Source organism: Legionella brunensis (assembly GCF_001467025.1).
Taxonomy (GTDB): Bacteria; Pseudomonadota; Gammaproteobacteria; order Legionellales; family Legionellaceae; genus Tatlockia; species Tatlockia brunensis.
The window spans coordinates 1-25,787 of record NZ_LNXV01000011.1 but is presented as its reverse complement, the minus strand read 5'-3'; the positions used below and the strand labels follow the sequence as shown (position 1 = coordinate 25,787).

Below are 25,787 nucleotides of genomic sequence, written 5' to 3'. Positions count from 1 at the left end.
GTTATTAAACTTTGTTGATTGTAAAATTATATAATAATTAAGTCGATTATTTGTGGAAAAATCAACCGATAATTTTAATCAATTTATATTTTCTAGTTCATTATTTTTCAGCAACTTAACTAGATTGGATGCACCAATGAAAGTTTTAGTAAGTGAGCGTATTATCATCAGGGAATGGCAGGATTCCGATTATAAGCCTTTTGTAGCAATGAATGCCGATGAGCAAGTTATGGAGTACTTTCCCGCAACTCTGACTGAAAAAGAAACGGTTGCCATGATAGAGCGCATTAATATTCATATTCAGCAGCAAGGATTTGGACTTTGGGTCGCAGAGTTGAAAGAAACAGGGGAATTTATGGGGTTTGTAGGTTTAAGCATCCCATCTTTTTATGCTCATTTTACGCCCTGTGTAGAAATTGGTTGGCGTTTAGCTTTGCCATTTTGGGGTAAAGGATTAGCTACTGAAGGGGCAAAAGTAGTATTGAATTATGGTTTTAATGAATTGAATTTAAAAGAAATTGTTTCATTTACTACTTTGAGTAATGTACGTTCTCAAAGAGTTATGCAGAAAATAGGCATGACGCATGATGAGAAAGATGATTTTTGCCATCCTAATTTACCTCTGTATCACATTCTTTCACGACATGTACTTTATCGCTGTCAAAAGAGAGTTTAATAGTAAAGGCCAGACTATTTTAATTTCTCTTTTGGGCTTCCATAATGATCGAGGTGACAAAATCATTTTTAAAACTAACATGTTGATGTAGCCCGATTGCCACGATTGAGGGGGCTAAATCCAGCAAGGTGCGGATTGCTTGATGTTTATCCTCAGCAGAAGCATTTGGGCTTTCTAATAAATCGATATTGGCAATAAATGCAGCTACGGTCCCTTTTCTTACTGGAGTACCTTTGAGCACTGCATAATCTACACCATCTGCAAGGATATCTTGCGGTATAATAGCCTTCTTGGTCATGGTACTACTCCGCTAGTTAAGTAAACTATTATTGTACAGACAAACGGATTTTTTCTCAATACTAGGATCTGTTGGCAATAGGCCCTAAATATCGAGATAGAGTATTCATGAACAAAAATAGTCCAGTTAATAAAACATGGAGATAATAAAAATTATCAAAATGCTAATTTCAAGGAGCGTAATTCCTCTTTTCCTGTCTCCAATAACTGAGGCAAGCTTTTTAAGCTTTGAATCTCCTGTCGAGCATCTGAAAACTTTTGCGCTGCAGGGTGCATTAGCGAAACACTAGCTGAATACAGCGCGCTGTTCGTGGGGTGCTAAAAAGGTAGCATAGTTTGCTTGTAAGATTGATGGATATTTTGTGAAATACAAAGGTCGAATAAAATTTTAGGACTTTTGGACATGATATTGACTCAAAGATTAATTATTGCACATAGAGGGATTCTATTATTCAATTGTTAAGGAACGAGATCGTAGCACACGTATCCTGATTTACCCGCATGCCAATTAAGGCATTAACTGGGTAGGCCTTTATCTTCTATTAATGTTCTCAAGTTACTGATTTTATATATTTTTTTATTATCAACCCATAGGCTAGCATTTGCCAGGGAGGTTATTGAGTTCGTGCTAATATCTATAGTGAGGATATCTAAGAGTATAGTAACAGAGTGGTTTTCATAGGTAACTTGACCTCGGTATTTCCACTCCAGCTTGGGATCAAGGTTTAAAATTTTAAACTGAGGTTGTAGCATATTTTGGTGAAGGCCTTCATGAATTAAGTAAAATTTAAACAATTGAAACATTGCTTCAATACCCAGTGAACCTGGTTGTACTGGATCCAAATAAAAGTGGGATTTAAAGTACCATGCAGAAGGGTCTATTTTTTTTATAGCACGCAGTTGTGATTTTATATTGGGCGTTGGGTTAGACCAGTATCCAGTAATTTCATCAAGCATTAGTAATTCTTTTTTGGGAAGTGACAAATTACCATCGAAATATTTAGTAGGAAATGTTTTAAGATCAACTTTAAAATCAGAATGCCTTTGCATTAACAATAACTCTTCATCATTTGGAGGTATTCCTGTTTGCGTCAGAAATGCTTCCGGCTTAAAAAAACCAAATGAAGTAGACATTTCTAAAACAATTTCGTTTTTTAGATAGCAGGTAACATAAAAATTAAGTATAAATGTTTCTCCATAATGGGATAAGTTAGTGAGTTTTACTTGAGTAAAAATTGTTCCACAATCGGGTGGAATTGTTTTTAATACAGTGCTTACCCCATCTAAATTACGGAAACACAGCACATGATTGGAGTGTAAGGGGCAACCCACAAATGATGACAGCCAACCACAGGGTTGCAATGCTATTTCCAACAAGACACAAAAAGGCATGGTTGGGTCAGGAGAGCCCTGAAAATACCAACAATCTGACGACGGTACCACATAGCCAATAGTTGCATTTACTCCAGGTTTCATTCCATTAGGAATAGCATTAATTTCACTGACAAAATGCATAAAGTTATACGGCGGTCCAGGCATGCGTGCTACTTGATGCCCAGTATCAAAAGGACTATAGAATTCTCCCAATGCGTGAGAAGGTTGCCCCCATGCAAAGGCGAGCATGGCTGGATAATCATAAGAAAAGCCTTCATATTGTGTTGCAAATTCAGAATGGGTTTCGGCCAATAATGAAGGTTGGTAGGAAAGTGGATAATCTCTTACTAATTGCAAACCAATTCCGCGTCCATGAAATGCTTTAATCCCGTCAACAGTGACTAATACGTCGGCTATTAATTGAGGAATTGGTCCCGCAATTTGTTCTTCAATAAATAATTCATAAAGTAGTTTTTTTGATGAGGGTGTTGCCTGCCCACGACAGCGAAGATTAAATGGCATTCCTGAAATAGGTTCAAAACGCCAGCTATCGTAATCTAAGGTATATCCTAATGCAGCAATATAAAAAGACATCAGTTGGAGACATCCTTCAAACATCAGCGTACCGGGCATACAAGGGTCATTCTTAAAATGGCCTTTGAAAAACCAGGATGTTTTCGTAAGATCGAGGCTTGCTCGACAATAACCGCGCAACCAAGGTCCACCTTGCGGATTAAATTCTTCAACTTGATCAAATAATTGTAATGACTCATCAGAGATACTTGGTGGGTAATTTTGTGTGGCCGCTTTTTTGAAATGCATGCCAAAGCAGCGATAAAGCTCACCTTTAAAAAAATAGCTAATTTCTTCATTTGAAAATGCTTTTTTTAAACAATCAACTTTTGCCGGATCTTGTTGTGTTTGTTGTCGGTATTCTGCATGTTCAGGATCCCATATTATGCCTTTTGTTTGCTCCAATTCGTTGTAAGTAAAAAAACCTGCTTGACCCTTGCGAACGGTAAGTCTTATTTTATTTTTAATAGTGCAGTCATAATGAAAGAAAAAAAGTCTTAAATCGCCATCTTGCGCATGAGAATCAACTTCAATTTTATACTGCAATGTATCACCAGTCTCAGGTAATCCTTCGTAATAAGTAAGTTCGCAGCCTAATAGACGATAAACACGCGTTCCTTGATTCAGTAGATCAATTCCCAGCCAAGAAATGAGCATTAAATCAGCTTGACCAGCCTCAATCATGATTCCTGCTGGCATGTGATTTCGAAACAAATACCAAGCATCAGCACTAATATCAGTTTCAGTTTCAATCGAACCTAGGCCCATAGACGCCGGCTCACCGGTAAGTTTTATTACACGGTCAGCTAAAAGTAAAGGAGGTTCGGGCATCCTTACTTGTAATGGATAGTGATCTTGAGCAGCAAATAGGTTGCCAAATAAACTCGAAACATGACCACTTGCATGAGTGATTAAATCAGCACGAGAGAATAAAGGTTTGTTCTTTGCGTCGGTAAGTTTGTATGAATCTCTCTCTTTTAGAGAAGTCGTGATTTGCTTGATGCTATTCACATAGGTATCCAGAGCATGCAGTCGTTTCATGTAAAAATAATTCAGATATTCAACAAGTTGTGGAGAAGTTTCCTCTGGCATGGTTTGATAATTGGTGTGCGTTTTCGGCGTAAGATTTAGTTCAAATATTGGCCAATGTAATGGATATGAATTATTTTCAATGGAAGAGTTAACCTCTTTTCTAATGGGGTGAGCTGCAATGATATTAGGATAGTTGATTTTTATATTATGACTGAGTAAGAGAGCAGTAACATTTGCGAATTGACTTGATGAACTGACATGGCTGTTATCAAAAGAAATAGTACTGTGAGGTTTATCCTGCAAAATCTTTTGAATTAATGACGTACATAGATTTCTAGGTCCATGTTCGATAAAGATTCTGACCCCATCTTCCCAAGCTTTCTGAATGAGTTTTGGGAAATGAACCATTTGTGTGGCTTGATTTAATAAGGCATCAGCCGCGCTTTCATCATCAGGATAATAAAACGCACCTCTAGCATTGGAATAATGCCGTTGTTTTATATTACCGGTTGTTTTTCGATGATGAACAGAACGCCAAAGGGAGGAAATTTTTTTGACCAATTCGCAATGGATAACCATATTGTATTTCATAGAGGTGACTGATTCGGGAGGGAAATGCTGAATTAATTGGGTAATTTGAGGAGATGAACCCGCAACAACGCAGTCATTGTCACCATTAATGATCGTCAAATAGCAGTGAGTATATTCGTGCAGAAGTTTCTTAAGCTCTTCGACTGAAGCCAATACTCGGTAAACATACCAAGAGGGATTGGGATTTTGGAGTACAGAATAAGCGCCAGCTAAATGACGCGTATAAATTTCCGACTGCTCAATTTCCTGCAACATTTGATGCATATCGGTCCATGCTCCACTGGCAAAGAGAGCATTAGTTTCTCCAGAACAATATCCAATCATTGCCTCTGGTTTAATTTTCAAGATGTGTTCCAATAATAAATAATGAAATTGAGATAGGTAACTATAAGCGATAAGTTCATCTAAAAAGGACAAGTTAAATTGCGGTATTTTTTGATATAAATAGCTCAAGATGTTCCCTTGAAAAGGTACTTGTTGGTTAAATGTATCCATCAAATGGGGATAGGTCAGAATAATGTCTCGTCCCATATTGGGGTAAGTTGTATGTGCTGCAGTAAATACACTTGCTATTTGCCCTTTTAGAGGGGTTAATTGAAAAAAGATACCCTGAGTAGGTAACTCTAACTTTAGGGGCTGACTTTTAAGTAAATCAAGTACATTTTTTAGACACAATTGCAATTGTTGGGAGTTTTCTGCAACTACAGCAAGTGTTGCTGTGTCTGGAAAAACTGTTTTATTCACCAAGAGATTAAGATCATTAGCATGATAGAGATAGATTTTAGGAAGTTGCTGAATTTGATAAGGGACTTGGATTGCTGTGGCATAATTTTCTAAATGAATTTGAGCATGTTGACCTGAAGGGGTTTTACAATGAACGTGCATGGCACGTCGACCTTGTGTTTGAGGCCATGGCATGGGGAAATGGGTCGAAGTTTCTGGCAGTGCCCCGTAATAGCAGCAAAGTGAAGCTGTAGCTATTTGCAGTAATCCATTAGCACAATAGCTATTGCCGATTATTTTATTTATAAGCTCTTCATTAAACGAATGAGCATCGGAATGTTTGTCATCAGTAATGATTGCATAAATTTTATGGTTGGCGCGTTGAGCATCTGATAGTCTTTCAAGAATTAAAACGACAGCGACATCAGATCCGTGAGAAGTCGTTTTTGAGTCAACGCTTTGTAATGCTTCAAGATGGACAGGATCGGCTCCCATATTTACAGCACCTACGATCGCAGTCGAAATCTCATCATTTTGTAATTCATTAATGGCCTGCTTAAACGCATAAATTCCTGACATTTCTTCGCCTGAGTAACTGTAGCCGGGGCATTGACAATCGTATTGTTGATTGATTCTATTGGCTACAATATTCGGCATTGAACCAATAACATGTGCTAAAGTGAGTGCGGGAATAATTTGATCTTTCAGATTTGAAATAATTTCTTGATTAAGATTGTTTTGCTGGTCGTTAAGAATCTTATCAAGTCTCCAGCGTAAACTATATTTACAGATGTCCGCATCACATTGCATTCCAATATAAACTGCAGAAGTTTGGGGTAGGTCATTGGGATTAACAGAAAAATCATTTAAGGCATCGTTTACTGATTTTAATATCATTAATTGTTGTCCCTCACTATTCTTTAAATCATGAGGAGGAAAATGTGCTTGTGAGTAACTTAATTCCACTTCTGATAATAAGGGGTTCTTTTTTTGAGCTGGCGCTTGTTGAATAAATGCATGAAAATATTTTTCCTTATCAACATGTTCACTCGTTATAATACTTATACCTGTAATCGCAACAGGCTCATTGATAGTTTTTCTAATATAAAATTGCTCATTTAAATTTTGATCTTCATAGGCCTCGATGACTGCATGAGCATTGCATCCACCAAAACCAAATCCATTAATGGCTGCGCGTCGTGGCCGATGAGAATTGGGCCAACTCATGGCATTTTCGATTAAATAAAAAGGGCTTTTAGTCAAATAATCAGATGGGCTTCCACAGATCATTGCTGGGGGTAAACAATTGTGTTTGAATGCTCCGATAACTTTGAATAAGGCCCCTAATGTAGATGCTGTGATTGTATGACCAATATTTCCTTTTAAAGTACTTAAATGAATTTCCTCTTTCGTTGTAAATACTTCACTCATACTACTTAATTCAATTTTATCACCCACCTGAGTACCTGTAGCATGGCATTCAATATAGTCAATCTGTTCTGGAGATAAGCCTGATAGGTAATAAGTTCGTTTCATTGCCCTTATTTGTCCATTGATATCAGGCATTAGAAACCCTTTGCTTTTCCCATCATTAGACAAACCAATGCCGCGAATAATGGCATAAATCATGTCCTTATCTCGTAATGCGTCTTCAAGCCTTTTTAAGACAATAAAGCCGGCACCTTGTCCTGGTACCAATCCGTCAGCTTCTTTATGGAAGGGTTTACTTTGTCCTGTAGGACTTAACGCTTGTAATGCAGAAAAACCCATATGAATGAATAAATCATCAGAAGCATTGACTGCGCCAGCCAGCATTACATCTGCTGTATGATTTTGGAGACGATCACAGGCTAATTTTATAGCGTATAATCCGCTAGCACAGGCTGCATCGATAGCAAAGGCATCCCCCTTAATATTTAATTGTTTTGCTGCAAATTGCGCGGGTAAGCCAGACATAAAGCGGTTCATAGGATTTATTTTAGTTTTTAGCAAATTAGCAAAAAACTCGCTTTGTTTCGCTAAGAGGATTTGTTCCGTAAATTGATTAAACGAGCGGGTAGGAAAAGATAAATTACCCAAAATTAAACCGCATTTAGTTAAAGCTAGGCGTTCTTTCTCAATCTTGGCATCTAAAATAGCTGCTTGGGCTGTATAAACTACCCAATGAAAAAGTTTATCTAAGCTTGGATCACAGTTTAAAGCAAGATACTCTGGTGACTGATGTATTAAATCATCCATGATATAACCGCCACGAATTGAGACAACTCTATCCGTGTTGGTTGTTGATAACATATTTACAGGTTCTATATCCCAGTCTTTGATTGATGCATTAGTTAGGCAATCGTTTTGTTCAATCACATTCTTCCATAGTTCATCGAGGGAGTTGGCTTTGGGAAATAAACAGGAAACTCCTATGATAGCAATTGGATTGTTTTGCATAAGTCATCCTATGTCTTTAAATCCCTCAACGATAAATTGACGTCTGGCCCTAAAATTATTTCTGTATCGTTTGCATCATCTGTCAATAATTCATCAACAAAAAGGCGGGTTCCTGATTGTGTAGAGACAATATCAATCCCATTCAGTTTAAAATTATTTTTTAATTCTTCAGTGACCATCCCGCTATCCCAGGGACTCCAGTTAATAGATTTCACTTTAAGATTAGGTTGATATTTATGATGTAATGTCTGGGCAATTCGATTCAAAACTTCATTGGCCATGGCATAATCTGATTGTCCTCTATTCCCATAACGTGCTGCAATGGAGGAAAAAAGAACGATAAAATGTAACGATGAAATCGGAATAGCGTTTAATAAATTTCTTAAGCCCATGACTTTGGTGTTAAAGACTTTATTAAAATCATCCAAACTTTTCTCAATGATTAATTTGTCAGCGATAACCCCTGCGGCATGAATTAATCCAGTGATAGGTCCATAACTCTGTATAATTTGATGAGTCACTCTTTGCACTGCTTCATCATCACAAATATCGATAGGATGATAAGAAACCTGGCAGTTATTTTGTTTTAATAATTCAATGGTGCTTGTGATTTCTCTTGATGCTAAAATTAAAGAGAGTTGTTGGCGAATAACTCTTGGTTCAATTCCTTCACCTTGTTGTTGTGCTTTATTAATTAGCCATTGTTGAATGGCGCTACTCTCTTTTAATGCACGTAATTCAGGGGGCTCTTCTTTGATGACTGTGCGACCTAAAAGGATAAACGTTGGCTTAACATGATTTGATACTTCGATAATGCATTTTGCTGTGATTCCTCGTGCACCTCCCGTTACAAGAATTACTGATTTGTCATCAAAGCGCAGTGTATTTGTTGAATCTGAAAGTGCTTTTTTTCGAGAGACAGGTTTAATTCGTTGCGATCCATTGATGCCAATCTCGATATCATCACTTCCTTTTAATAATTCCCGGTATAACTGTTCAGCAATTTGTGCGTCTGTTTGATTGGTAGTATTGATATCGAGCATCCGAGTAGTACAAGAGGGTGCTTCTATGCGCAAGGTTTTAGCCAATCCACTAAGACCGCCACTCCATGCTAAGATAATTTCATTGTTATTATGACCAAAATTTCCACCTGTATTTTGAACTAATACGATGCTGCCTTTTGTATTGCTTAAATAAGGCAAAGCTTCTTTAGCATAGGTGAATGCTTCAACATTACACTCAATTGCAGCCTCTTCATTTGAAAAGTTCTGTAAACCAGCAAGATAAATTAAAACATCACATTGTTTAATTGGTGAGTCAACCAAACTGGCTTTAATGTTCTTTTCTTGCATCAATGTCAGCAAAGCTTGAGCTAGGCCTAGAGGCTTGCCTACAATGGCAACATCACCTTCAAGCAGCTTAGGTAAAGGTTTATTGGCAGGGATAGCATTTTCTAATTCTAATACAGAACGCCACGTATTATTTTTTACAGGAAGTGGATTTAATTCCACAGGTTTTAATAAAGCTAGAATTTCTGCAATTGAATTTAACCCAGCCAATTTATCTGGAGTAACGGTAGGTAAATCGGGTCTTAATTTACGTAACTTTGCCAATATTTCGACTCGCTTAATAGAGTCAACGCCAAGGTCCGCTTCCAATGACATATCGGCCTTGATGATGTCTGGACTAAATCCAGTTTTTTCTCCAATGATTTGTTTGAATATATTTTCTAACTCATCAGATTGTATAGCATTAATTTGAGTGGTTTCTGTAACCGAATTGTTTATTTGAGCAAAGGAAGGAGTTTCATCAATCTTAGGATGATTGGGTTGATTCATCGTTTGAAATAGAGCAACAATTTCTTGTAATGTATTAAGCCTAGCCAACTGTGTGGGATCAACTACAGGTAAATTAGGTAGTTCTTTTCGCATAGCAGCGAAAATTTCAACTCGTTTAATCGAGTCAATACCCAGATCTGCTTCTAGTGACATGGGTAGTTTAATTATTTCTTGATTAAAGCCAGTTTTTTCTGCAATGAGCTTAACTAGAGTTGTTGCAATATCCGTTAGTTGTTCGGGAGAGTGAGCATTTGTATTTTCAACTATTAAGGGTTTTGTTTCAGAAATTGGCAGATCAGGTTCTTTAGAGAGGTTGGTCTTAATAGGCTCGATAGAGGGTTTAATGGAGTCTACATTGCTTTTAGTAGCAGATGTATTCAAAGCAAGAGCGGGTGATGGGAGTGGTAAATTTTGCTCATAATCATCATCCAAGTTATCTTCTACATAGGGTTTAGGGGATTGCATCTTTTGATCGTTCTTAGGCATCAGTAAATGGAGCAATTCACTTTGTTCATTTTTGATTTTTTTCTCAAAATCCAAATAAAGATTCTCTAATTTTCTTTCAGATTCTTTGACCCATGCCATGAGCTGAGAATCATCATCAGATTTTTTTATTTCAAGTGGTGTAATATCAAATTTTCCAGGAGGATAAGGCCTATTAAAGTTGGAGCCTGTAATCATTACTGTATTTTGGCTATAGGTTTGTGTTATGAGTTTTTCAGGATCCGCATAGCCATCCCATAATCCTTCATAATTTATTTTAATTCCTGCATTGATAGAAAGTGCTGCTAACGTATGGAAGAGATTTAATAGCTCATGGCCTTCAGAACTACCTAATGATACGGCGCAAATATCGTTATTTGTGAGTGTATCCGTGACAAAGTTTTGTAGTACTTTTTTAGGCGATATTTCAATAAAGACTCTAACACCATTTTTATAGAGTTCATTAAGTTGTTTAATAAAGTTAACTGGTTGAGCCATATGATTGGCCATGTAATCCAATTGTATTTCTCTGTCATGAGGGAACTCAGTAGCATCTAGATTAGTCAATACGACGTTGCTAAGTGGTAATAACTTTAATTGCGTACAATAATTTCTAAAGTTTTTTGCCGCGACAGCCATTTTCTGTGTATGCATTGGATGTTTTGTTTTCAAAAGGACATGAACAATTTTTGCCGCAGTCAATAATTGGATTAATTTTTCAATTTCTTTATCATCCCCACTGACCACACATTGTTGCGAACTATTTTTATTGGCTATTGAAATATTAAGATTCCATTTGCTTATTTCTTCTTCAATTTGTTCTAAAGGATGAATAATAGCCAACATAGCACCCGATGGTGCATGTTGCTCGATATTACAACCTCTGTCCCAACTCATCTTCACCAGAGTTGGTAAATCCATCAAACCCGATGCAGCTAATGCAATCAACTCCCCAAAACTGTGTCCTATCATAAAATCACTTTTAATCCCAAGAGCTTGAAGAAGTCGAAATTGGGAAAATCCATGAGCCGCTAAGGTACTTTGAGTCCATGATGATTGATTTAATCGTTGTTCATATTCCATTTTTTGCTGAGGACTAAAAGCGGGGGATGGAAAGACAACATCATGTAGCCTAAACTGATTATCCAATTTTAATCCAGCAACTTCATCCCAAGCAGAGCGGGCTGGATTAAAATACATGGCCAATTGATCCCCCATATATAATCGTTGACTGTTTTGACCAGCAAAAATAAAGGCTGTTTTACCATTGGTTTTTTTATCGGAATAAAGAACGTTGAGTGCTTCTAACTCAGAAATAGATTGTTTCATGAGGCACTCGTGAACTTTAGCCAGATGCTTTGCAAGGTTTGTAGTGATTGGGATAACCATGGACAATCTACATTCTTCTTCTGGTTTAAATTCTAATTGGCTCTTTTTGGCCAAATGGGAAAGAGGTCGATGTGCATGACGTTGTAAGTCATCTATTTTTTCTAAAATAGCGTGGGGATTCTCACCGCTAATTAATAGAAGCTCGAATGGACGAATATTTAATTTTTCACCTTTACCATATTCTTCGACAGTAATATGAAAATTGGTCCCGCCAAAGCCAAAAGAACTGACACTGGCTCTTCTTGGATTCTGTTTTTGATCTTTAATCCATGGTCTACTACGTGTATTTAGATAAAATGGACTCTGTTCTATATTTAATGAGCTATTGGGTTGGGTGACGTTTATTGTTGGTGGATAGATTTTATGATTTAAGGCCATAATAATTTTAAAAAGCCCAAATGCTCCTGCAGCGGCTTTAGTATGGCCGATTTGTGATTTTATAGAACCCAAAGCACACCAGGGTTTCTTTTGTTCCTGTTGACTAAAGACTTGGTTTAAGGCTTTAAATTCTTCACTGTCGCCTGCTTTTGTTCCTGTTCCATGAGCCTCTACTAATTCAACCGTTTCAGGTGAATATCCTGCTTCTTGGTAAGCCCGATTCAGAGCGGTTTCTTGGCCTTTTGCTAAAGGAGCATAAATACTTTTTGCTTTTCCATCGGAAGATTTACCGACTCCTTTAATCACTGCATAGATACGATCACCATTTGACACAGCATCCTCTAACCTTTTTAGTGCAAAGAGACATATCCCTTCGCCCAATAAAGTTCCGTCAGAGTTTTCGTCAAAGGGTCTACAAATGCCGCTAAAAGACAACGCTGTTGTTTTAGCAAAACACATGTACATAAAAATGTCATTGAATGTATCTGCACCACCTGTGATGACAAGATCAGCTTGATGCAATAATAATTCATTAATCCCCATGGAAATAGCTGAAAAGGAACTGGCACATGCAGCATCAGTGACACAATTTGTTCCCCCAAAATTAAAGCGATTCGCTATTCTGCCCGCAACGACGTTGCCTAATAATCCCGGGAAGGTTTGTTCTCGCCAAGGTTGGTATTGAGCAGCTATAGCTTGACAAACTTGCGCTGTTTTTTCTTCAGAAAGTCCCAATTTTAATAATGCTTTATGCCAAATTGGGCGTTGAATACGTGAACCCATGCTGACTAATAATTCTTGTGCTGAGGTAACTCCAAGAATGATACTGGCTCGGCTTAAATCAATATTTGAATAGGAACCATGGCAGGCATCGTTCAACACATGTTTGGCTGCGATTAATGCTAATAATTGTGTGGTATCTGTTAATTCCAGACTTGTAGGGGGTATACCAAATTCAAGCGCGTCAAAAGGAGTGTCATCTAGGAAGGAGCCTTTTTTACAATAAACCTTATCCTCTTTGCTCGGATCAGGATCGTAATAATCGGAAATAAGCCAACGATTTTCTGGAATATCGATAATACAATCTTTTCCGTCAATGATATTACGCCACAATTGATTGATGTCAGTGCTTTCAGGTCCTATGGCGGATACCCCGATAACTGCAATCTCCACATTTCCCAATTTATTTACCTTAAGGATAATAAAGCATATAAAGAAAATAATAGTATAATTTCAATACAATGTGATAAAAATATTTAATGCCAATGGCCTCATCTATACTTAGAAAATGTACCTCTAAAGAATGTGTTGATATGCCAGAAATTAATGCCGATTTTTGCCTATATCTAAGACAGTTTGCTTATGATTTTAAAAATAATTTTCTAAGCATTGATGGCAAAAAAATGCATTTTATTGATGAAGGATGCGGTGAGCCTATTATTATGCTCCATGGTAATCCAAGTTGGTCTTTTTATTACCGATACTTGGTTCATGCTTTGAAAAATCAATATCACGTTATTGTTCCTGACCATATTGGCTGTGGATTGTCTGAGAAACCAAGCAGGAATGAATACTCTTATACAGTACAACAACGGGTTCATGATTTGAACGTTCTTTTAGAGCAACTAAGAATGAAAAACAACCTAACTTTAGTGTTACATGATTGGGGTGGTTTTATTGGAATGGCCTATGCGGTGCAGCATCCCGAAAGTATTGCACGAATCATCGTTTTAAATACTTCTGTATTTCATCTACCCAAACAGAAAAGATTCCCTTGGTTGTTACGCTTAGCGAGAAGTACGATTGGAAAATATTTAGTGGTGCAGCATAATTTCTTCGCTCGTGGTACGGCCTGGATTGGTTGTCAGGCAGTCCGTATGCCTAAGCTCTTACGTGAAGCCTACTGTTGTCCTTATGACTCACCATCTCACCGTATCGCTCTCTGGGAGTTTGTACATGATATCCCTGTAAAACCCAATGATTATTCCTATTCCTTTCTGAGCTCTGTTCAAAAGCAACTGCCCTTATTGGAAAAGGTTCCCATGCTTATCTGCTGGGGCATGAAAGATTTTGTGTTTGATAAACATATCCTTGAACAATGGCAACGGTGTTTTCCAAACGCCCTAATTCATCGATTTCCACGTCATGGTCACTATGTGCTTGAAGATGCGAAAGAAGAAGTTATTCCTTTGGTGAAACAATTTTTAATCGATCATCCTTTGAGAAAGAAAAATGAGTGAACCAAGCCCAATTGTTAACATTTCTGGATTTCTTTCTATTTTGGCCCAACGTAAGCCTGATAAAGTTGCGCTCTATGTACAGACTAAAACGGGGCAGTATTTAAGTTATACTTATCAGGAGCTGAATCAGGCTAGTCACTGGATTGCCAAAGGGTTACTTATTCATGGTTTGAAACCTAAAGACCGTGTGGTGTTAATGGTCAAACCTGGTTTAATGTTTTTTTCTTTGGTATTTGGCTTGTTTAAGGCAGGTATTGTCCCTGTAATTATTGATCCCGGTTTGGAAAAAGCAAAATTAAAGCATGCATTAGATCAAGTAGAACCTATTGGCTTTATTGGCATTCCGCTAGCGCAAATCGCTAGGATTTTATTAAAATGGGGCAAAAAATCTATTCAACAAATTATTACAGTTGGGCCTCGCTTGTTTTGGGGAGGGACCACCTTAGAGCAAATTTGTCAGCAAGGCAAGGAAACTCAGTCTCCGTTAGATTTACCTGTAACCCATGGCAACGATATTGCTGCCATCCTGTTTACTAGTGGAAGCACAGGCATCCCAAAGGGTGCAGTCTACAAACACAGTAATTTTTTGGCTCAAGTAGAATTGATAAAGAAAAGTTTTCAAATTCAACCAGGTGAAGTAGATGTGCCTACTTTTCCTCTATTTGCATTATTTGATCCAGCATTGGAAATGACCAGTGTGATTCCTAATATGGACTTTTCCAAACCAGCCAAGGCTAACCCCGATACAATTATTCAACTAGTTCATGAGTTTAACGCAACTAATTTATTTGCGTCACCCGCTCTTTTAGATCGCTTAAGTCGTTATGCTGCAACTAAAAAATTAAAAATGCCTACTTTGAAACGGACCATTAGTGCCGGTGCAGCGTTGCATCCTAAAATTGTCCAACAATTTAAAGATACACTAAATCCTAACTCTGAATTATTTACAGCTTATGGTGCAACTGAATCTTTACCAGTGAGTCTTATGGGAGGAAATGACATTTTGCAGGATACACAAATTAAAACTCATCAGGGCTTTGGGATTTGTGTCGGTAAAACTGTTCCTCCATCTGATGTAAAAATAATTCAAATTGATGATAGGCCGTTACGTGAGTGGAATAAACAATTCGTTTTACCACCCGGTGAAATTGGTGAAATTGTTGTGCGTGGTCCCCAAGTAACGGAATCCTATTTTCAGATGGAAAGAGAAACATTATTGGCTAAAATTCCTATTGATAATCATCGTGATTTTTATCATCGAATGGGGGATGTGGGGTATTTTGATGAGTCTGGGCGTCTTTGGTATTGCGGTCGAAAATCACAACGGGTAATTACCAAGGATCAAACCTATTTTACCGAAGTATGTGAAGGAATTTTCAATCAACATCCTATGGTATTTCGGTCAGCTTTGGTTGGAGTTCATGTCCAAGGATCAATTGTGCCTGTTATTTGTATTGAATTAGAGTCAAATACAAAAGCAAGATTTACATCCATCCAACTTGAGTTGCGGCAATTAGCGCAAAAATTTCCTCAGACACAACGAATAAGTTATTTTTTGCACCATAAAAAATTACCTGTGGACATTCGCCATAATGCAAAAATCATTCGTGAACAGGTTGCAAAATGGGCTGCCAAGGAGATTAATAAATGAAAGTATTAGTAACCGGGGGCACAGGATTTTTAGGTAAGGTTATTGTGCAACAATTACTTGACCGAGGGGATAAGGTACGTGTGTATTGTCGAGGTAATTATCCTGATTTAATGACAGAAGGTGTGGAAATGGTCTACGGAGATATGAAGGATTCCCAACGATTATTCAAAGCCACACAAGGTATCGATGCAGTGATTCATACTGCCTCTAAGGTAGGAGTTTGGGGTGCTTATGAAGATTATTATCAGTGCAATGTAATAGGTACAGAGTCATTAATTTCAGCTTGTAAAAAACAAAGAGTTTCTTTTCTGGTTTACACCAGTTCTCCCTCTACAGTATTTGATGGTCACGAGGTACGTGGTGCTGACGAAGGGTTACCTTATCCCACAAAATTTCTAAATGCTTATGGAGCCACCAAAGCAAAAGCGGAGCAACTGGTTATGAACGCTAATAGTGATGCATTAAAAACAGTTGCTTTACGACCGCATTTAATTTGGGGTCCCCATGATAATCAACTCATCCCACGCTTGATTGAGCGTGCTCGACGTGGAGTGTTGAAGTTAATCAATAATCATAATGCCTTAGTGGATACGGTTTATGTGGATAATGCTGCGCAAGCACACCTCCTAGCCCTCGAGCATCTCAAGGAAACAAGTACTTGTGCTGGCAAAGTCTATTTTATTTCCCAAGATGAACCGGTCGAAATTAATGCGTTCATCAATCGTATTTTAATGGCTGCAGATTTACCGGCAGTACAAAAAACAATATCGCCGAAATTAGCGTATGGAGCCGGAGCTATTCTGGAGTTTTTTTATAAACTGCTTGGTATTCGAGCTGAACCGATGCTCACCCGATTTGTTGCCAAACAATTGACTGTGACCTGTTGGTATGACATCAGCGCTGCGAAAAGGGATATAGGTTATCGTCCAGAAATCAGTATTGAGGAAGGGTTAAGGCGAGTATCGTCTTGGCTTAGACAGAATGAGCGAAATAAGTGAGATTTATTTTATGCGCTACCAAAGAGTATTTATAAACAAAATTGCTTATGAGCTTCCGAAGGAAAAAGTAGCGACATCCTTCCTTGAGGAACAATTGACAGACGTTTATCAGGAGCTTGGTATTCCATTGGGACAAGTTGAAGCACTGACTAAAATCCATCAACGTCGGTATTGGCCAGTAGATCATCAGCTCAGTGATCATGCAGCTTTAGCCGCAAAAAAAGCAATAAAGGAAAGTGGAATCAATTCAAAGAAGATCCAAGTTCTTATTTATGCGGGAGTGGGGCGAGCTCAGTTAGAGCCAGCAACAGCTTGTGCAGTGGCGCATCAGTTAGCGATTGCCTCTGATGCTTCTGTCTATGATGTTTCTAACGCCTGTTTGGGAGTGCTCAATGGTATCATTCAAATAGCGAATGCCATTGAATTAGGACAAATTCATGCTGGGTTAGTAGTTTCTGCTGAGAGCTGTCGTGAAATCATTGACACCATGGTAGCTGAAATGAAAATACAGCGAAACATAGAACATTTTGCCCTTTCTCTTGCTACTCTGACAGGTGGTTCAGGTGCTGTGGCTGTTCTATTGTCTGACAATGCATTAGACAGTAGTCACCAATTATTGGGTGCTGTGGCTCGACAAAAAAGCCAATGGCATCAATTATGTCGATGGGGATCAAAAACAGGAATTCTAGGAAATGCGTGTAATATCATGCACACCGATTCAGTCAGCGTATTAAAATACGGTGTTGAATTGGGTGTAGAAACCTACAAGGATTTTTTGCAAGAACTATTATGGCAAGACAGTTTTCCTGATAAATATATTTGCCATCAAGTCGGTGAAGCAAATCAATTGGCAATTCGCCGTGCATTAAATATTCCTAAAGAACGAGATTTTACGACCTACGAGACACTTGCGAACACCGGTACCGTAGCTTTGCCTATGACAGCTGCTATAGCTGATCAAGTAGGATTTTTGAAAACAGGGGATAAAGTCGCATTTCTAGGAATTGGAAGTGGTTTAAATTGCATGATGTTGGGAATCAAATGGTGATTAGAAATGGATGAGTCTAGAAAAAGTGTTGTTGTTATTGGTGGGGGTATCGCAGGACTTGCAACAGCGCATCTTTTAAGGCAAGCCGGGTTGGCTGTGACTGTTATTGAAGCATCTGATGATGTTGGAGGGCAGGCTAGAAGCGGGTATACCAACAATAATGAGCCCACCGAACATTCTGTGAGAGGGTATCACACCGATTATCATTGCCTGAGTAAATTATTAGCAGATTTAAGAGATGCTGGATTAGTTAATTCGGAATTAAATTTGGCGCCTATCGATCTGATGGGGCAATTTAATGGTTTTTCTATTTTTTTAGATAGAAAAAATAGTAGAGCACGTAATGTTTGGAGTTGTTTTAAGTCCCTACTGTCACAAAAGATACGTTTTTTTGAACTATTACGATTGGTTAAATTATTTTGTTTGCAATTAGTCTGTGAACAGCGATTAATTTCCCGTTACGATTACCTTCCTGCAGAGGCTGTTTTTAAAACTAAAACCAGTAGTGAAATATGGACTCAAATGTTTTTTAACTCGGCCTGTGCATCTACAGCGATACAAACTGATTCTTCTGCAGTAACAGGCATCGCTGCTAACCAGTTAGCGCTTGAAATGATGCGAGCAATTAAACTCATTAAAATGTTCAATGGTCCCACTAGCGTCAGTATGCTACATCCTTGGAAAAATTATTTAGAAGCACGTGGAGTACGGTTTCAACTGGGAGTGAGTGTCAATGAACTAACGATATCCGATGGTATTATTTCTGGATGTATTCTATCAGACGGCACAGGCGAGCAGTTTGATCACTATGTGCTTGCAGCGAATTATCACGCAGTTGAAAAAATTTTAGATACGAGTCATTTGTTAGAACAGAGTGGCATAGATACCGCATGCCTCAATCGAAGTTTTGAGTGGGCTTCTGGGGCTCAATTTTATCTTAAATCTTTGCCAACCCATAATGCAAACTTTCGTCCAGGTGTGTTCACAGCATTTTTATCTTCACCATGTAATTTAATTGCAATAATTCAGGGTGAAGGTTTCTGGACTAATTTTGGTAAAGTTTCCCCTCAGGCTCATATCATTTCAACAAGTTTCACCAATTTTTTTGTTCCTGGTCTCTATAATAAGCCACTGGTCAATTGTAGCCGTGAAGAAATCAAGGAGGAATTACTAGCGCAATTAGGTATCTTGGATAAAGAGATAGTATTAGATTGGCATTTAGATACCTCGCTGCAGTACTTAAATCAGGAAGAGGTATCTCTCCGGCAACCTATTTTTTGCGTTGAGCAAAATGGATTGTGGTTTTGTAATGACAGTCCTAATTTATCCCCAGGGCGTGGTTATTATCATAGCGCTCCAAAAGCGAAAACGCCTTGGGCTAATTTGCATTTAGCAGGGGTGTATTGTAAAACAGCTTATAAATTACCTTCCATGGAAAAAGCGGCTGAATCTGGCTATCATGCTGCAAACTCAGTGCTTCAATCTCTTAATGCAAATCAACGTATAAAAATTCCTTATACCTACAATACCCTACATTATTCACTATTCAGACGAATGGATGCAAAGATTTATGAGTGGTATTTGAAATTATTTGCAAAGAATTAATGAGAAGAGAATGTTACTAGGTGAAAAAAATGAAAATAGCGATTATAGGTGCTGGATGGATTGGCATTGGTTGTCTGAAAGTATTAAGTCAACAAGGGCATGAAATAGATGTGTTTGAAAAAAACAATGACCTTGGCGGAGTATGGCACCCTGATAATAATTATGCGGGGTTAAGGATTCATGCGCCTGCATGCACGATTGCCTATTCTGATTTTCCTTTACCAAGTCATATTAATCCACTTGAAAGGATTACCTCAGCACAAGTTTTTTCTTATTTGAAAGATTTTTGTATGCATTTTAATCTCTACAATAGGATGAGTTTTAGCCGTAGGATAATTTCAATAAATTATGATTCAAATACCAGAAAATCAAAGCTAATCATTGCAGATGAGAATAACAAGACATTTATTAAAGATGGTTATGATTATGTTATTTATACTCATGGTATAACAGAAAGAGTAATTCCCCGTTTCAAAGGAAGAAACGAATTTTTGGGCCAAATATATCATTCATTTGACGTAAGTGAAAAGCTCCTCCAAGAGTTGGTATTAGCAAATAAACAAATATCCGTGCTTGGAGGAAGCAAAACAGCAACTGATTTTATTTTGAAATTTAATGAGTATGGCTACAATGTTAATTGGCTTTGTCGAACTCCATATTGGTTTTTAAGATATGATTTATTAATAAAGTGGAGCAAAAAACATCATTACTATCTGACAAAATTTATGTGGACTCTCGGAGGATTATATTATCGCTATATGCCGAAAACTTTTTTTTGGTTATGGATAAAATTTCATATTCTTCATACTTATGGAAAATCACCTTTCAATCATAAAAAATTTCATCTAGGAATTATTGATGATCATCAAATGGCGATTCTAAAACAATATTACCAACTTCATGCTATAGAAGGAGATATTGTGGCTCTGGAAGAAAATGCAATTTTACTTAAAAATGGCAAAAAGGTCCCTACTGATGTTTTAATTTGTTGCACTGGTTCAGCAGCAACTGGGTCTTTATTGGAGGTTTATGTTGATGATAAAAAAGTTAACTTGGAAAAAATAAAATTTATGTATAGGGATAGAGTGATACCTGAGGTTCCTAATTTAATATTTACCGCCTTCGCTACTTTTTCACCTCATAGTATCAAGGGAATTACAGAAGGAAATTGGATCTCGAAGTATTTAGAAATGCGATCAGATACAGAGGATCTCATAAAACATGCCAACTGCCATGAGTTTAATTTTTTTTCCTTAAATCCTCTTTTTGACTCCAGTCGCTCTAATTGGATTCAATTATTAACTTTCTATGATCCCTTTCTGCAGTCAAAGGAGATATCCAAGAGGCAACTAATAAAATATTTTTGCGATGTATTTTTTAACCCTTTTTCGATTAAACCTCTTGAGTTCGAATTGCCAAAAATCAAAAAACAAAATAGTTCTTTATTTAAAAAATTTACGAATTGGATTAGTAGAAATAAAGGATGAAACTATGGCCAATTTTCATTTTCATACAGAGAGCCTCAAGCAGCTAATACAAGAGGAGCCAAGTGTATGGTTTGTCGTTGAAGATCCAATATCACATCAACGTGGTGTGATCTCAGGTGAGGTCAATTTTAATGAAATAATTCAGCAATGGTCATTAATTGGGGTTATTCCTCTATTTCATCCAGCTTATCTAGGTGATGTATGTTTTTTAAAAGCTCATAGAGCACAATATCCTTATATTGTCGGTGAGATGGCTAATGGGATTGCCACAGCAAAAATGGTGATTGCTGCTGCATCTGCAGGATTAGTTAGCTTTTTTGGTGCTGCTGGCTTAATCCCTTCAATTGTTGAAGACAATATCGTTACAATTCGTGATGCTCTTAAAGATATTTCGTGCAGTTGGGGCTCTAATTTAATCCATAGCCCTAATGAACCCATGATTGAAGAAGCTGTTGTCAATGTGTATTTAACTCAAAAGGTACGAAGAGTTTCTGCTTCTGCTTATATGGAATTAAGCCCTCATATTGTTCATTATTCATTTAAAGGCATAAGCTTACTTCCTGATGGTCAGATAAAAAGGCCAAATCATGTCATCGCTAAAATTTCTCGAGAAGAGGTTGCAAAACAGTTTATGATGCCACCGTCAGCAGAAATTTTATCTCATTTAGTCCAACAGCAAAAACTAACGCAAAGTGAAGCACAATTAGCAAGTCAATTACCTGTTGCTGAGGACATTACTGTTGAAGCAGATTCAGGAGGGCATACGGACAATCGCCCAAGTACCGTTCTTTTTCCATTGATAAATAAATTGGTTAATCAAATGAATCAGCATTATTCCTACAAGAATCCAATCCGTGTAGGACTTGCAGGAGGAATAGGCACACCAGAAGCAGTATATGCTGCATTTTCAATGGGAGCTGCTTATGTTCTTACTGGTACTATTAATGAAACAGCTGTTGAATCTGGTTTATCTGAAGAAGGAAAAAAAATGATGTCGTCTGCATCAATGACTGACGTGATCATGGCTGCCGCCGCTGATATGTTTGAACAGGGAGTAAAGTTACAAGTTTTGAAACGCGGAACCTTATTTGGAAGTAAGGCAAATAAATTGTATTCAATTTATAAAACCTATAATTCTTTGGAAGAGATTCCAAGGAACTTAGCCTATGAAATTGAACAGCAAATATTTCGCTTAAATTTCGCAGAAGTATGGCAACAAACTAAGGAGTATTTCAATCATCGTGATCCAAGCCAAATTAAAAAAGCAGAAGAAGATAAAAAATATAAAATGGGGTTAGTATTTCGCTGGTATTTAGGTCAATCAAGTCGATGGGCGATACAAGGTGAGCCAACTAGGAAAAATGATTATCAGATTTGGTGTGGCCCTTGTATTGGTTCTTTTAATCAATGGATTAAAGGAAGTTATTTGGAGGATTTGTCACAACGAAGAGTAGTGGATATCGCTTATCATTTGATGTATGGTGCAGCTCAGCTGTCAAGAGTGCAGCAATTGCGCCAGATGGGCGTTGAAACAGGTCTTTGGGAAGTAGGCCCAATATTACGGAACTTTGGCTCTGACGTAAAAATTTAGAGAATCGAAATCCATGTCCGGTATGAGATAAGCTAGGGTCGAAATAATGACATGTTATGATTCTGAAAGCATTTTTTCCTAGTCTTTATAACTTTAAGTATAAAGATAAGTGGTGGATTATTGATATAGGCGGTAATCATTTGTGGATGAGGGAGTTTCTGATTTTTTGAATCAGGCCATGGAAGAAGTAGGAGTTGTTGTCATGCTCAGAATGATTATCGATCAACACCAATTTACGCTCAGTGATTTACCTAAGATAGGGTATAAATCATCAGTGTCAAAAATACTTTCCGGGGATGTTAAGGAACGAGGGGGGAAGGGATTAGAATGTCTGCATATGAGCAAACTATCATAGGTCTTTATGGAGATGAGGGAAAACAATGGCTAGCAAGTCTACCTAATTTGATAAAAAAAGTTTCATTGGCTTGGGAGCTAGATTCTTTAAAAGTTATGAAGAACTTATCTTACAATTATGTTCTAAGCGGGTTTCAGCATAAAAAACCCATTATTCTTAAGTTAATATTTGATAAATCGGCACTGCAGGATGAGGTTAGGGCTCTTAAGGCGTTTGCTGGATACGGAGTGATTGCTGTCTTAGCGCAGATGGATAATGCTTTATTGCTTGAACAGGCAGTGACTGGTCTATCTATAAAAAATGATTGGCCAAAGAATGAAGAAGAAGCAATTGAAATTGTGTGTGATTGTGCCAGGCGATTACATCAGGCTCCAATACCTAAGCGAGGAGAGTTCCCTCATCTTCGAGATTGGTTCTCAATTCTACATAAAGATTGGTCTATCCCTAAAGTTTACCTTGAGAAGGCCAGAGAGCTTTCCAATATACTTTTACAACCTGTGAATGAAGATAAATTATTACATGGCGATTTGCATCATGAAAATATTCTGCGGCATGGGGACGAATGGTTGGTTATTGATCCCAAAGGTGTTATGGGAGATGAAGCTTATGAACTTGCTGCTTTCTTACAAAATCCGATGCCTGAATTGTTGAAAATTGAAGCACTTCCAGTATTTTTGAGTCGACGTATCTCCCTTAGTGCAACTCTACTTAATTTGGATAAAAAACGAATTTACCAGTGGTGCTTTGCGCAAGCTATTCTTTCCTGGGTATGGAATTTGGAAGATGGACTTGACCCTCATTATTTTGCGCGGTTAGCTGATATTTTCTTCTCCTTGTTGGATAAAAATTAATTGCTTAGTTATTGACTGTTGAATTGGCTATCGCTATTTTTCTTGCATGCAAACAACCGTTTGCTTTGTACGGAATAAACATGGATGGGATGTCAGATGAAGATTTCACAAATTAAAAAGTGTCTTGATAATTATGATATTAATAAAGGACCAGTTCGTTTCATCAGAGATGAACCTCATATTGGTGAGTTGCGACAATATTACAACACAGAAATTATTAAAGAAGGGGAAAAGGATAGAGAGCTTACTCCTAAAGAATATGTCAAAGTAGTAAGAATTTGTCTTGGCAAAAATACCTGGAATGATTCGGAAAGCAGTAAAGCTCTGGAAGAGTTTTTAAAGCTGTTAGGTGGGAAAAACGCTCTACAGCGACTAAAAGAGAATAAACAACTAACTGCTGCTCATATTTTACTTTTAGAAAAATATAAAGATAAAGCTGAGAATTTGTCTCAGCTTATCGTGTCCTTAAAAGGAAGTACTTTGGACATCCCTTTTGCAGATTTAGTTCAACAAATTGATTTATCAACTGTTAATGAAGTATTAAAAGACATCGAATCCCTCAAGGAAGCGGAAGTACTCTCTGCTAAAACACTACTATTGACAGCTAAGAGCGAAGCTCCTTGTACAATGACCAGCACGATAATTTTATTGCACCGATATGACCTTGTTGGTCAAGGTATTGATTTGGACTGTTTGCCTCATACTCTTAGCATTAGCTCTATTTATAAGATTGTAACCTTATTGGTTCAGATTGATCCTAATCTGATAAGAGCTAATTTAGTCGCAATTTCCAAGCTAGGAAAAAACACTGCTGGATTTTTAGAGATTCTTGAAGAGCTAAGTCAAACAAAAGAGGCTATAACACAGTCCTATCTCGATAAATGCCTTCATCTTGAAGTTATCGGCGCTAAACAGTGGATAAAAGATACACTGAGTACTTTCCGTGAAGCTGGATGGCCTGTATTACCGAGGTTAGATGCAATATTAGCAAATGCTACAAAAGAATATAGCGTAAAAATAAGTCTTGCTCTCGAAAAATTAAAGGGATTGAAACTGCAACCAGCTCAGGTACAGCATGTCTTGGATATTCTCTTTAATAGCCCAGAGCATTCGTCAACTTTAATTGAAGGTGTCAGCATTCTTCAGAATGATTTATGCAGTGATGAAAACTTAGCGATAATAAGGACAAATCTGCAATATGCTGATAAATTAGCGAATGCGATAAAATCTTTAAAAAGTGTCTCATTAGATGATAAAGAAAATAAAACACTCGTCAGTCAAGTTCCAGAATTCTCAGATGCAATAGCTTCAGTATTTAAGCAGTTAGCGAAAGTAAAGCAGTTTTCACACAATACTAGAGAACTTGCTCTTAAACACCTCAAAAATGCGGAAGTCGTTGCCGGTATTTTAAGATATTTGCGTGTCAATCTCTCTGATGAAATGATAAATGGTAGTTTAATTGATCTTTGTGAAGAATTATTTAAGAAAAATTTAATGACATTGGAGTTTCAGGATTTATTAGCTGATCTTGGGAAAGCTGAAATTCTTAGCCCCCCTAATCTTACTCTGCTAATTGAACATGCCAGCTTTATTCATACTTTGGCCAGTGCTTGTTTCTGCCTTAGCTACGGCGGTAAGTTTAATCAGGAAAATTTTGATTGCCTTTTTGAAAACCCCAGACGAGCTTTAGGAATTGCTGAAATGTTGGGAGGGAAAACAAGGCCATCGAATCAAGCGGTAAATCAGCTCGTTTCGGATAAAGGGGCACAAGATTTCGTTATGATTAGAAAAGCGGCTCGAGTTATGGCTCAAGGACTAAGAGGATTAACTCTATTTTCACCGGTGGAGATTAACCAGCGACAAGTTGAGAGATTTTGCCAATTAAGCAAAAGAGATCCTAGTGAATTCGACCCCGCGTTTCTGCATGAACAACAGCAAGAAGTTTTAATAAAAATTGCAACGATGTGTGGCAATGGACATCTAGAAGAAGCAACAGAGTATTGTACAGCTTCAGATGGATTAACAGGTTTGAAATCTCAAAACCTATAGTAGATGAATAACCTCTCGATTGTGGTTTTCATTGGTAGTGTTTAAATAACTGTGTCATCTCTTTTAACTTGTTATAATTTCAACACTTAAAAGAGGTGCCCATGAGTAAGAATAAAAAG

General features: G+C 37.6%; 13 protein-coding genes. 10 read left to right on the top strand and 3 right to left on the bottom strand.

Going from position 1 to position 25,787, the window contains the following annotated elements; all coding sequences use genetic code 11:
- The first annotated feature begins 136 nt into the window (after window positions 1-136).
- Entirely contained in the window at window positions 137-676 is a 540-nt protein-coding gene (locus Lbru_RS07020; protein ID WP_058441483.1) for a GNAT family N-acetyltransferase, read from the top strand.
- 19 nt (window positions 677-695) lie between these two features.
- On the opposite strand, the gene Lbru_RS07015 is transcribed toward Lbru_RS07020, so the two are convergent.
- From Lbru_RS07015 to Lbru_RS07005, 3 genes are all read right to left on the bottom strand, one after another.
- Window positions 696-974, bottom strand: a complete 279-nt coding sequence (locus tag Lbru_RS07015; protein ID WP_058441482.1) for a hypothetical protein — start codon at window positions 972-974, stop codon at window positions 696-698.
- 515 nt (window positions 975-1,489) lie between these two features.
- A complete protein-coding gene (locus Lbru_RS07010) occupies window positions 1,490-7,705 on the bottom strand; it encodes a beta-ketoacyl synthase N-terminal-like domain-containing protein (protein ID WP_058441481.1) in 6,216 nt (2,071 codons plus the stop codon).
- Between the two features lie 8 nt (window positions 7,706-7,713).
- Window positions 7,714-12,966 (bottom strand): type I polyketide synthase, encoded by a 5,253-nt coding sequence (locus Lbru_RS07005; protein WP_238583850.1) that lies wholly within the window; start codon window positions 12,964-12,966, stop codon window positions 7,714-7,716.
- A 140-nt stretch (window positions 12,967-13,106) separates the two neighbouring features.
- Here Lbru_RS07005 and Lbru_RS07000 point away from each other — a divergent pair, with 140 nt between their 5' ends.
- The 9 genes from Lbru_RS07000 to Lbru_RS06960 all read left to right on the top strand — a co-directional run bounded on the left by Lbru_RS07000 (window position 13,107) and on the right by Lbru_RS06960 (window position 25,668).
- Complete coding sequence (locus Lbru_RS07000; RefSeq protein ID WP_065235438.1) at window positions 13,107-14,033, top strand: alpha/beta fold hydrolase; 927 nt, start codon at window positions 13,107-13,109, stop codon at window positions 14,031-14,033.
- The gene (locus tag Lbru_RS06995) at window positions 14,026-15,684 is read left to right on the top strand and encodes a fatty acid CoA ligase family protein (RefSeq protein ID WP_058441479.1); all 1,659 of its coding nucleotides are present in this window, start codon (window positions 14,026-14,028) and stop codon (window positions 15,682-15,684) included. The genes Lbru_RS07000 and Lbru_RS06995 overlap by 8 nt, the downstream gene beginning before the upstream one ends.
- Window positions 15,681-16,682: an NAD-dependent epimerase/dehydratase family protein gene (locus tag Lbru_RS06990; protein WP_058441478.1), complete on the top strand. Its 1,002-nt coding sequence runs from the start codon at window positions 15,681-15,683 to the stop codon at window positions 16,680-16,682. The genes Lbru_RS06995 and Lbru_RS06990 overlap by 4 nt, the downstream gene beginning before the upstream one ends.
- Window positions 16,666-17,730: a 3-oxoacyl-ACP synthase III gene (locus Lbru_RS06985; protein ID WP_202967543.1), complete on the top strand. Its 1,065-nt coding sequence runs from the start codon at window positions 16,666-16,668 to the stop codon at window positions 17,728-17,730. Before Lbru_RS06990 ends, Lbru_RS06985 begins: the two co-directional genes overlap by 17 nt.
- Before the next feature lie 6 nt (window positions 17,731-17,736).
- The gene (locus Lbru_RS06980) at window positions 17,737-19,335 is read left to right on the top strand and encodes an oleate hydratase (RefSeq protein WP_058441477.1); all 1,599 of its coding nucleotides are present in this window, start codon (window positions 17,737-17,739) and stop codon (window positions 19,333-19,335) included.
- A 29-nt stretch (window positions 19,336-19,364) separates the two neighbouring features.
- A complete protein-coding gene (locus tag Lbru_RS16815; protein ID WP_083500857.1) occupies window positions 19,365-20,822 on the top strand; it encodes an FAD-dependent oxidoreductase in 1,458 nt (485 codons plus the stop codon).
- A gap of 4 nt (window positions 20,823-20,826) precedes the next feature.
- Entirely contained in the window at window positions 20,827-22,413 is a 1,587-nt protein-coding gene (locus tag Lbru_RS06975; protein WP_162262394.1) for a PfaD family polyunsaturated fatty acid/polyketide biosynthesis protein, read from the top strand.
- 327 nt (window positions 22,414-22,740) lie between these two features.
- Window positions 22,741-23,619, top strand: coding sequence for an aminoglycoside phosphotransferase family protein (locus Lbru_RS06965; RefSeq protein ID WP_058441474.1), 879 nt, complete (start codon window positions 22,741-22,743; stop codon window positions 23,617-23,619).
- Window positions 23,620-23,715: 96 nt separating this feature from the next.
- Complete coding sequence (locus Lbru_RS06960; protein WP_058441473.1) at window positions 23,716-25,668, top strand: hypothetical protein; 1,953 nt, start codon at window positions 23,716-23,718, stop codon at window positions 25,666-25,668.
- Window positions 25,669-25,787 lie beyond the last annotated feature (119 nt).

Excerpts from the sequence above, each read along its gene's own strand:
- Lbru_RS07020 (WP_058441483.1), top strand. The coding sequence starts at position 137 with ATGAAAGTTTTAGTAAGTGAGCGTATTATCATCAGGGAATGGCAGGAT.
- Lbru_RS07015 (WP_058441482.1), bottom strand. The coding sequence starts at position 974 with ATGACCAAGAAGGCTATTATACCGCAAGATATCCTTGCAGATGGTGTA.
- Lbru_RS07010 (WP_058441481.1), bottom strand. The coding sequence starts at position 7,705 with ATGCAAAACAATCCAATTGCTATCATAGGAGTTTCCTGTTTATTTCCC.
- Lbru_RS07000 (WP_065235438.1), top strand. The coding sequence starts at position 13,107 with ATGCCAGAAATTAATGCCGATTTTTGCCTATATCTAAGACAGTTTGCT.
- Lbru_RS06995 (WP_058441479.1), top strand. The coding sequence starts at position 14,026 with ATGAGTGAACCAAGCCCAATTGTTAACATTTCTGGATTTCTTTCTATT.
- Lbru_RS06990 (WP_058441478.1), top strand. The coding sequence starts at position 15,681 with ATGAAAGTATTAGTAACCGGGGGCACAGGATTTTTAGGTAAGGTTATT.
- Lbru_RS06985 (WP_202967543.1), top strand. The coding sequence starts at position 16,666 with ATGAGCGAAATAAGTGAGATTTATTTTATGCGCTACCAAAGAGTATTT.
- Lbru_RS06980 (WP_058441477.1), top strand. The coding sequence starts at position 17,737 with ATGGATGAGTCTAGAAAAAGTGTTGTTGTTATTGGTGGGGGTATCGCA.
- Lbru_RS16815 (WP_083500857.1), top strand. The coding sequence starts at position 19,365 with ATGAAAATAGCGATTATAGGTGCTGGATGGATTGGCATTGGTTGTCTG.
- Lbru_RS06975 (WP_162262394.1), top strand. The coding sequence starts at position 20,827 with ATGGCCAATTTTCATTTTCATACAGAGAGCCTCAAGCAGCTAATACAA.
- Lbru_RS06965 (WP_058441474.1), top strand. The coding sequence starts at position 22,741 with ATGTCTGCATATGAGCAAACTATCATAGGTCTTTATGGAGATGAGGGA.
- Lbru_RS06960 (WP_058441473.1), top strand. The coding sequence starts at position 23,716 with ATGAAGATTTCACAAATTAAAAAGTGTCTTGATAATTATGATATTAAT.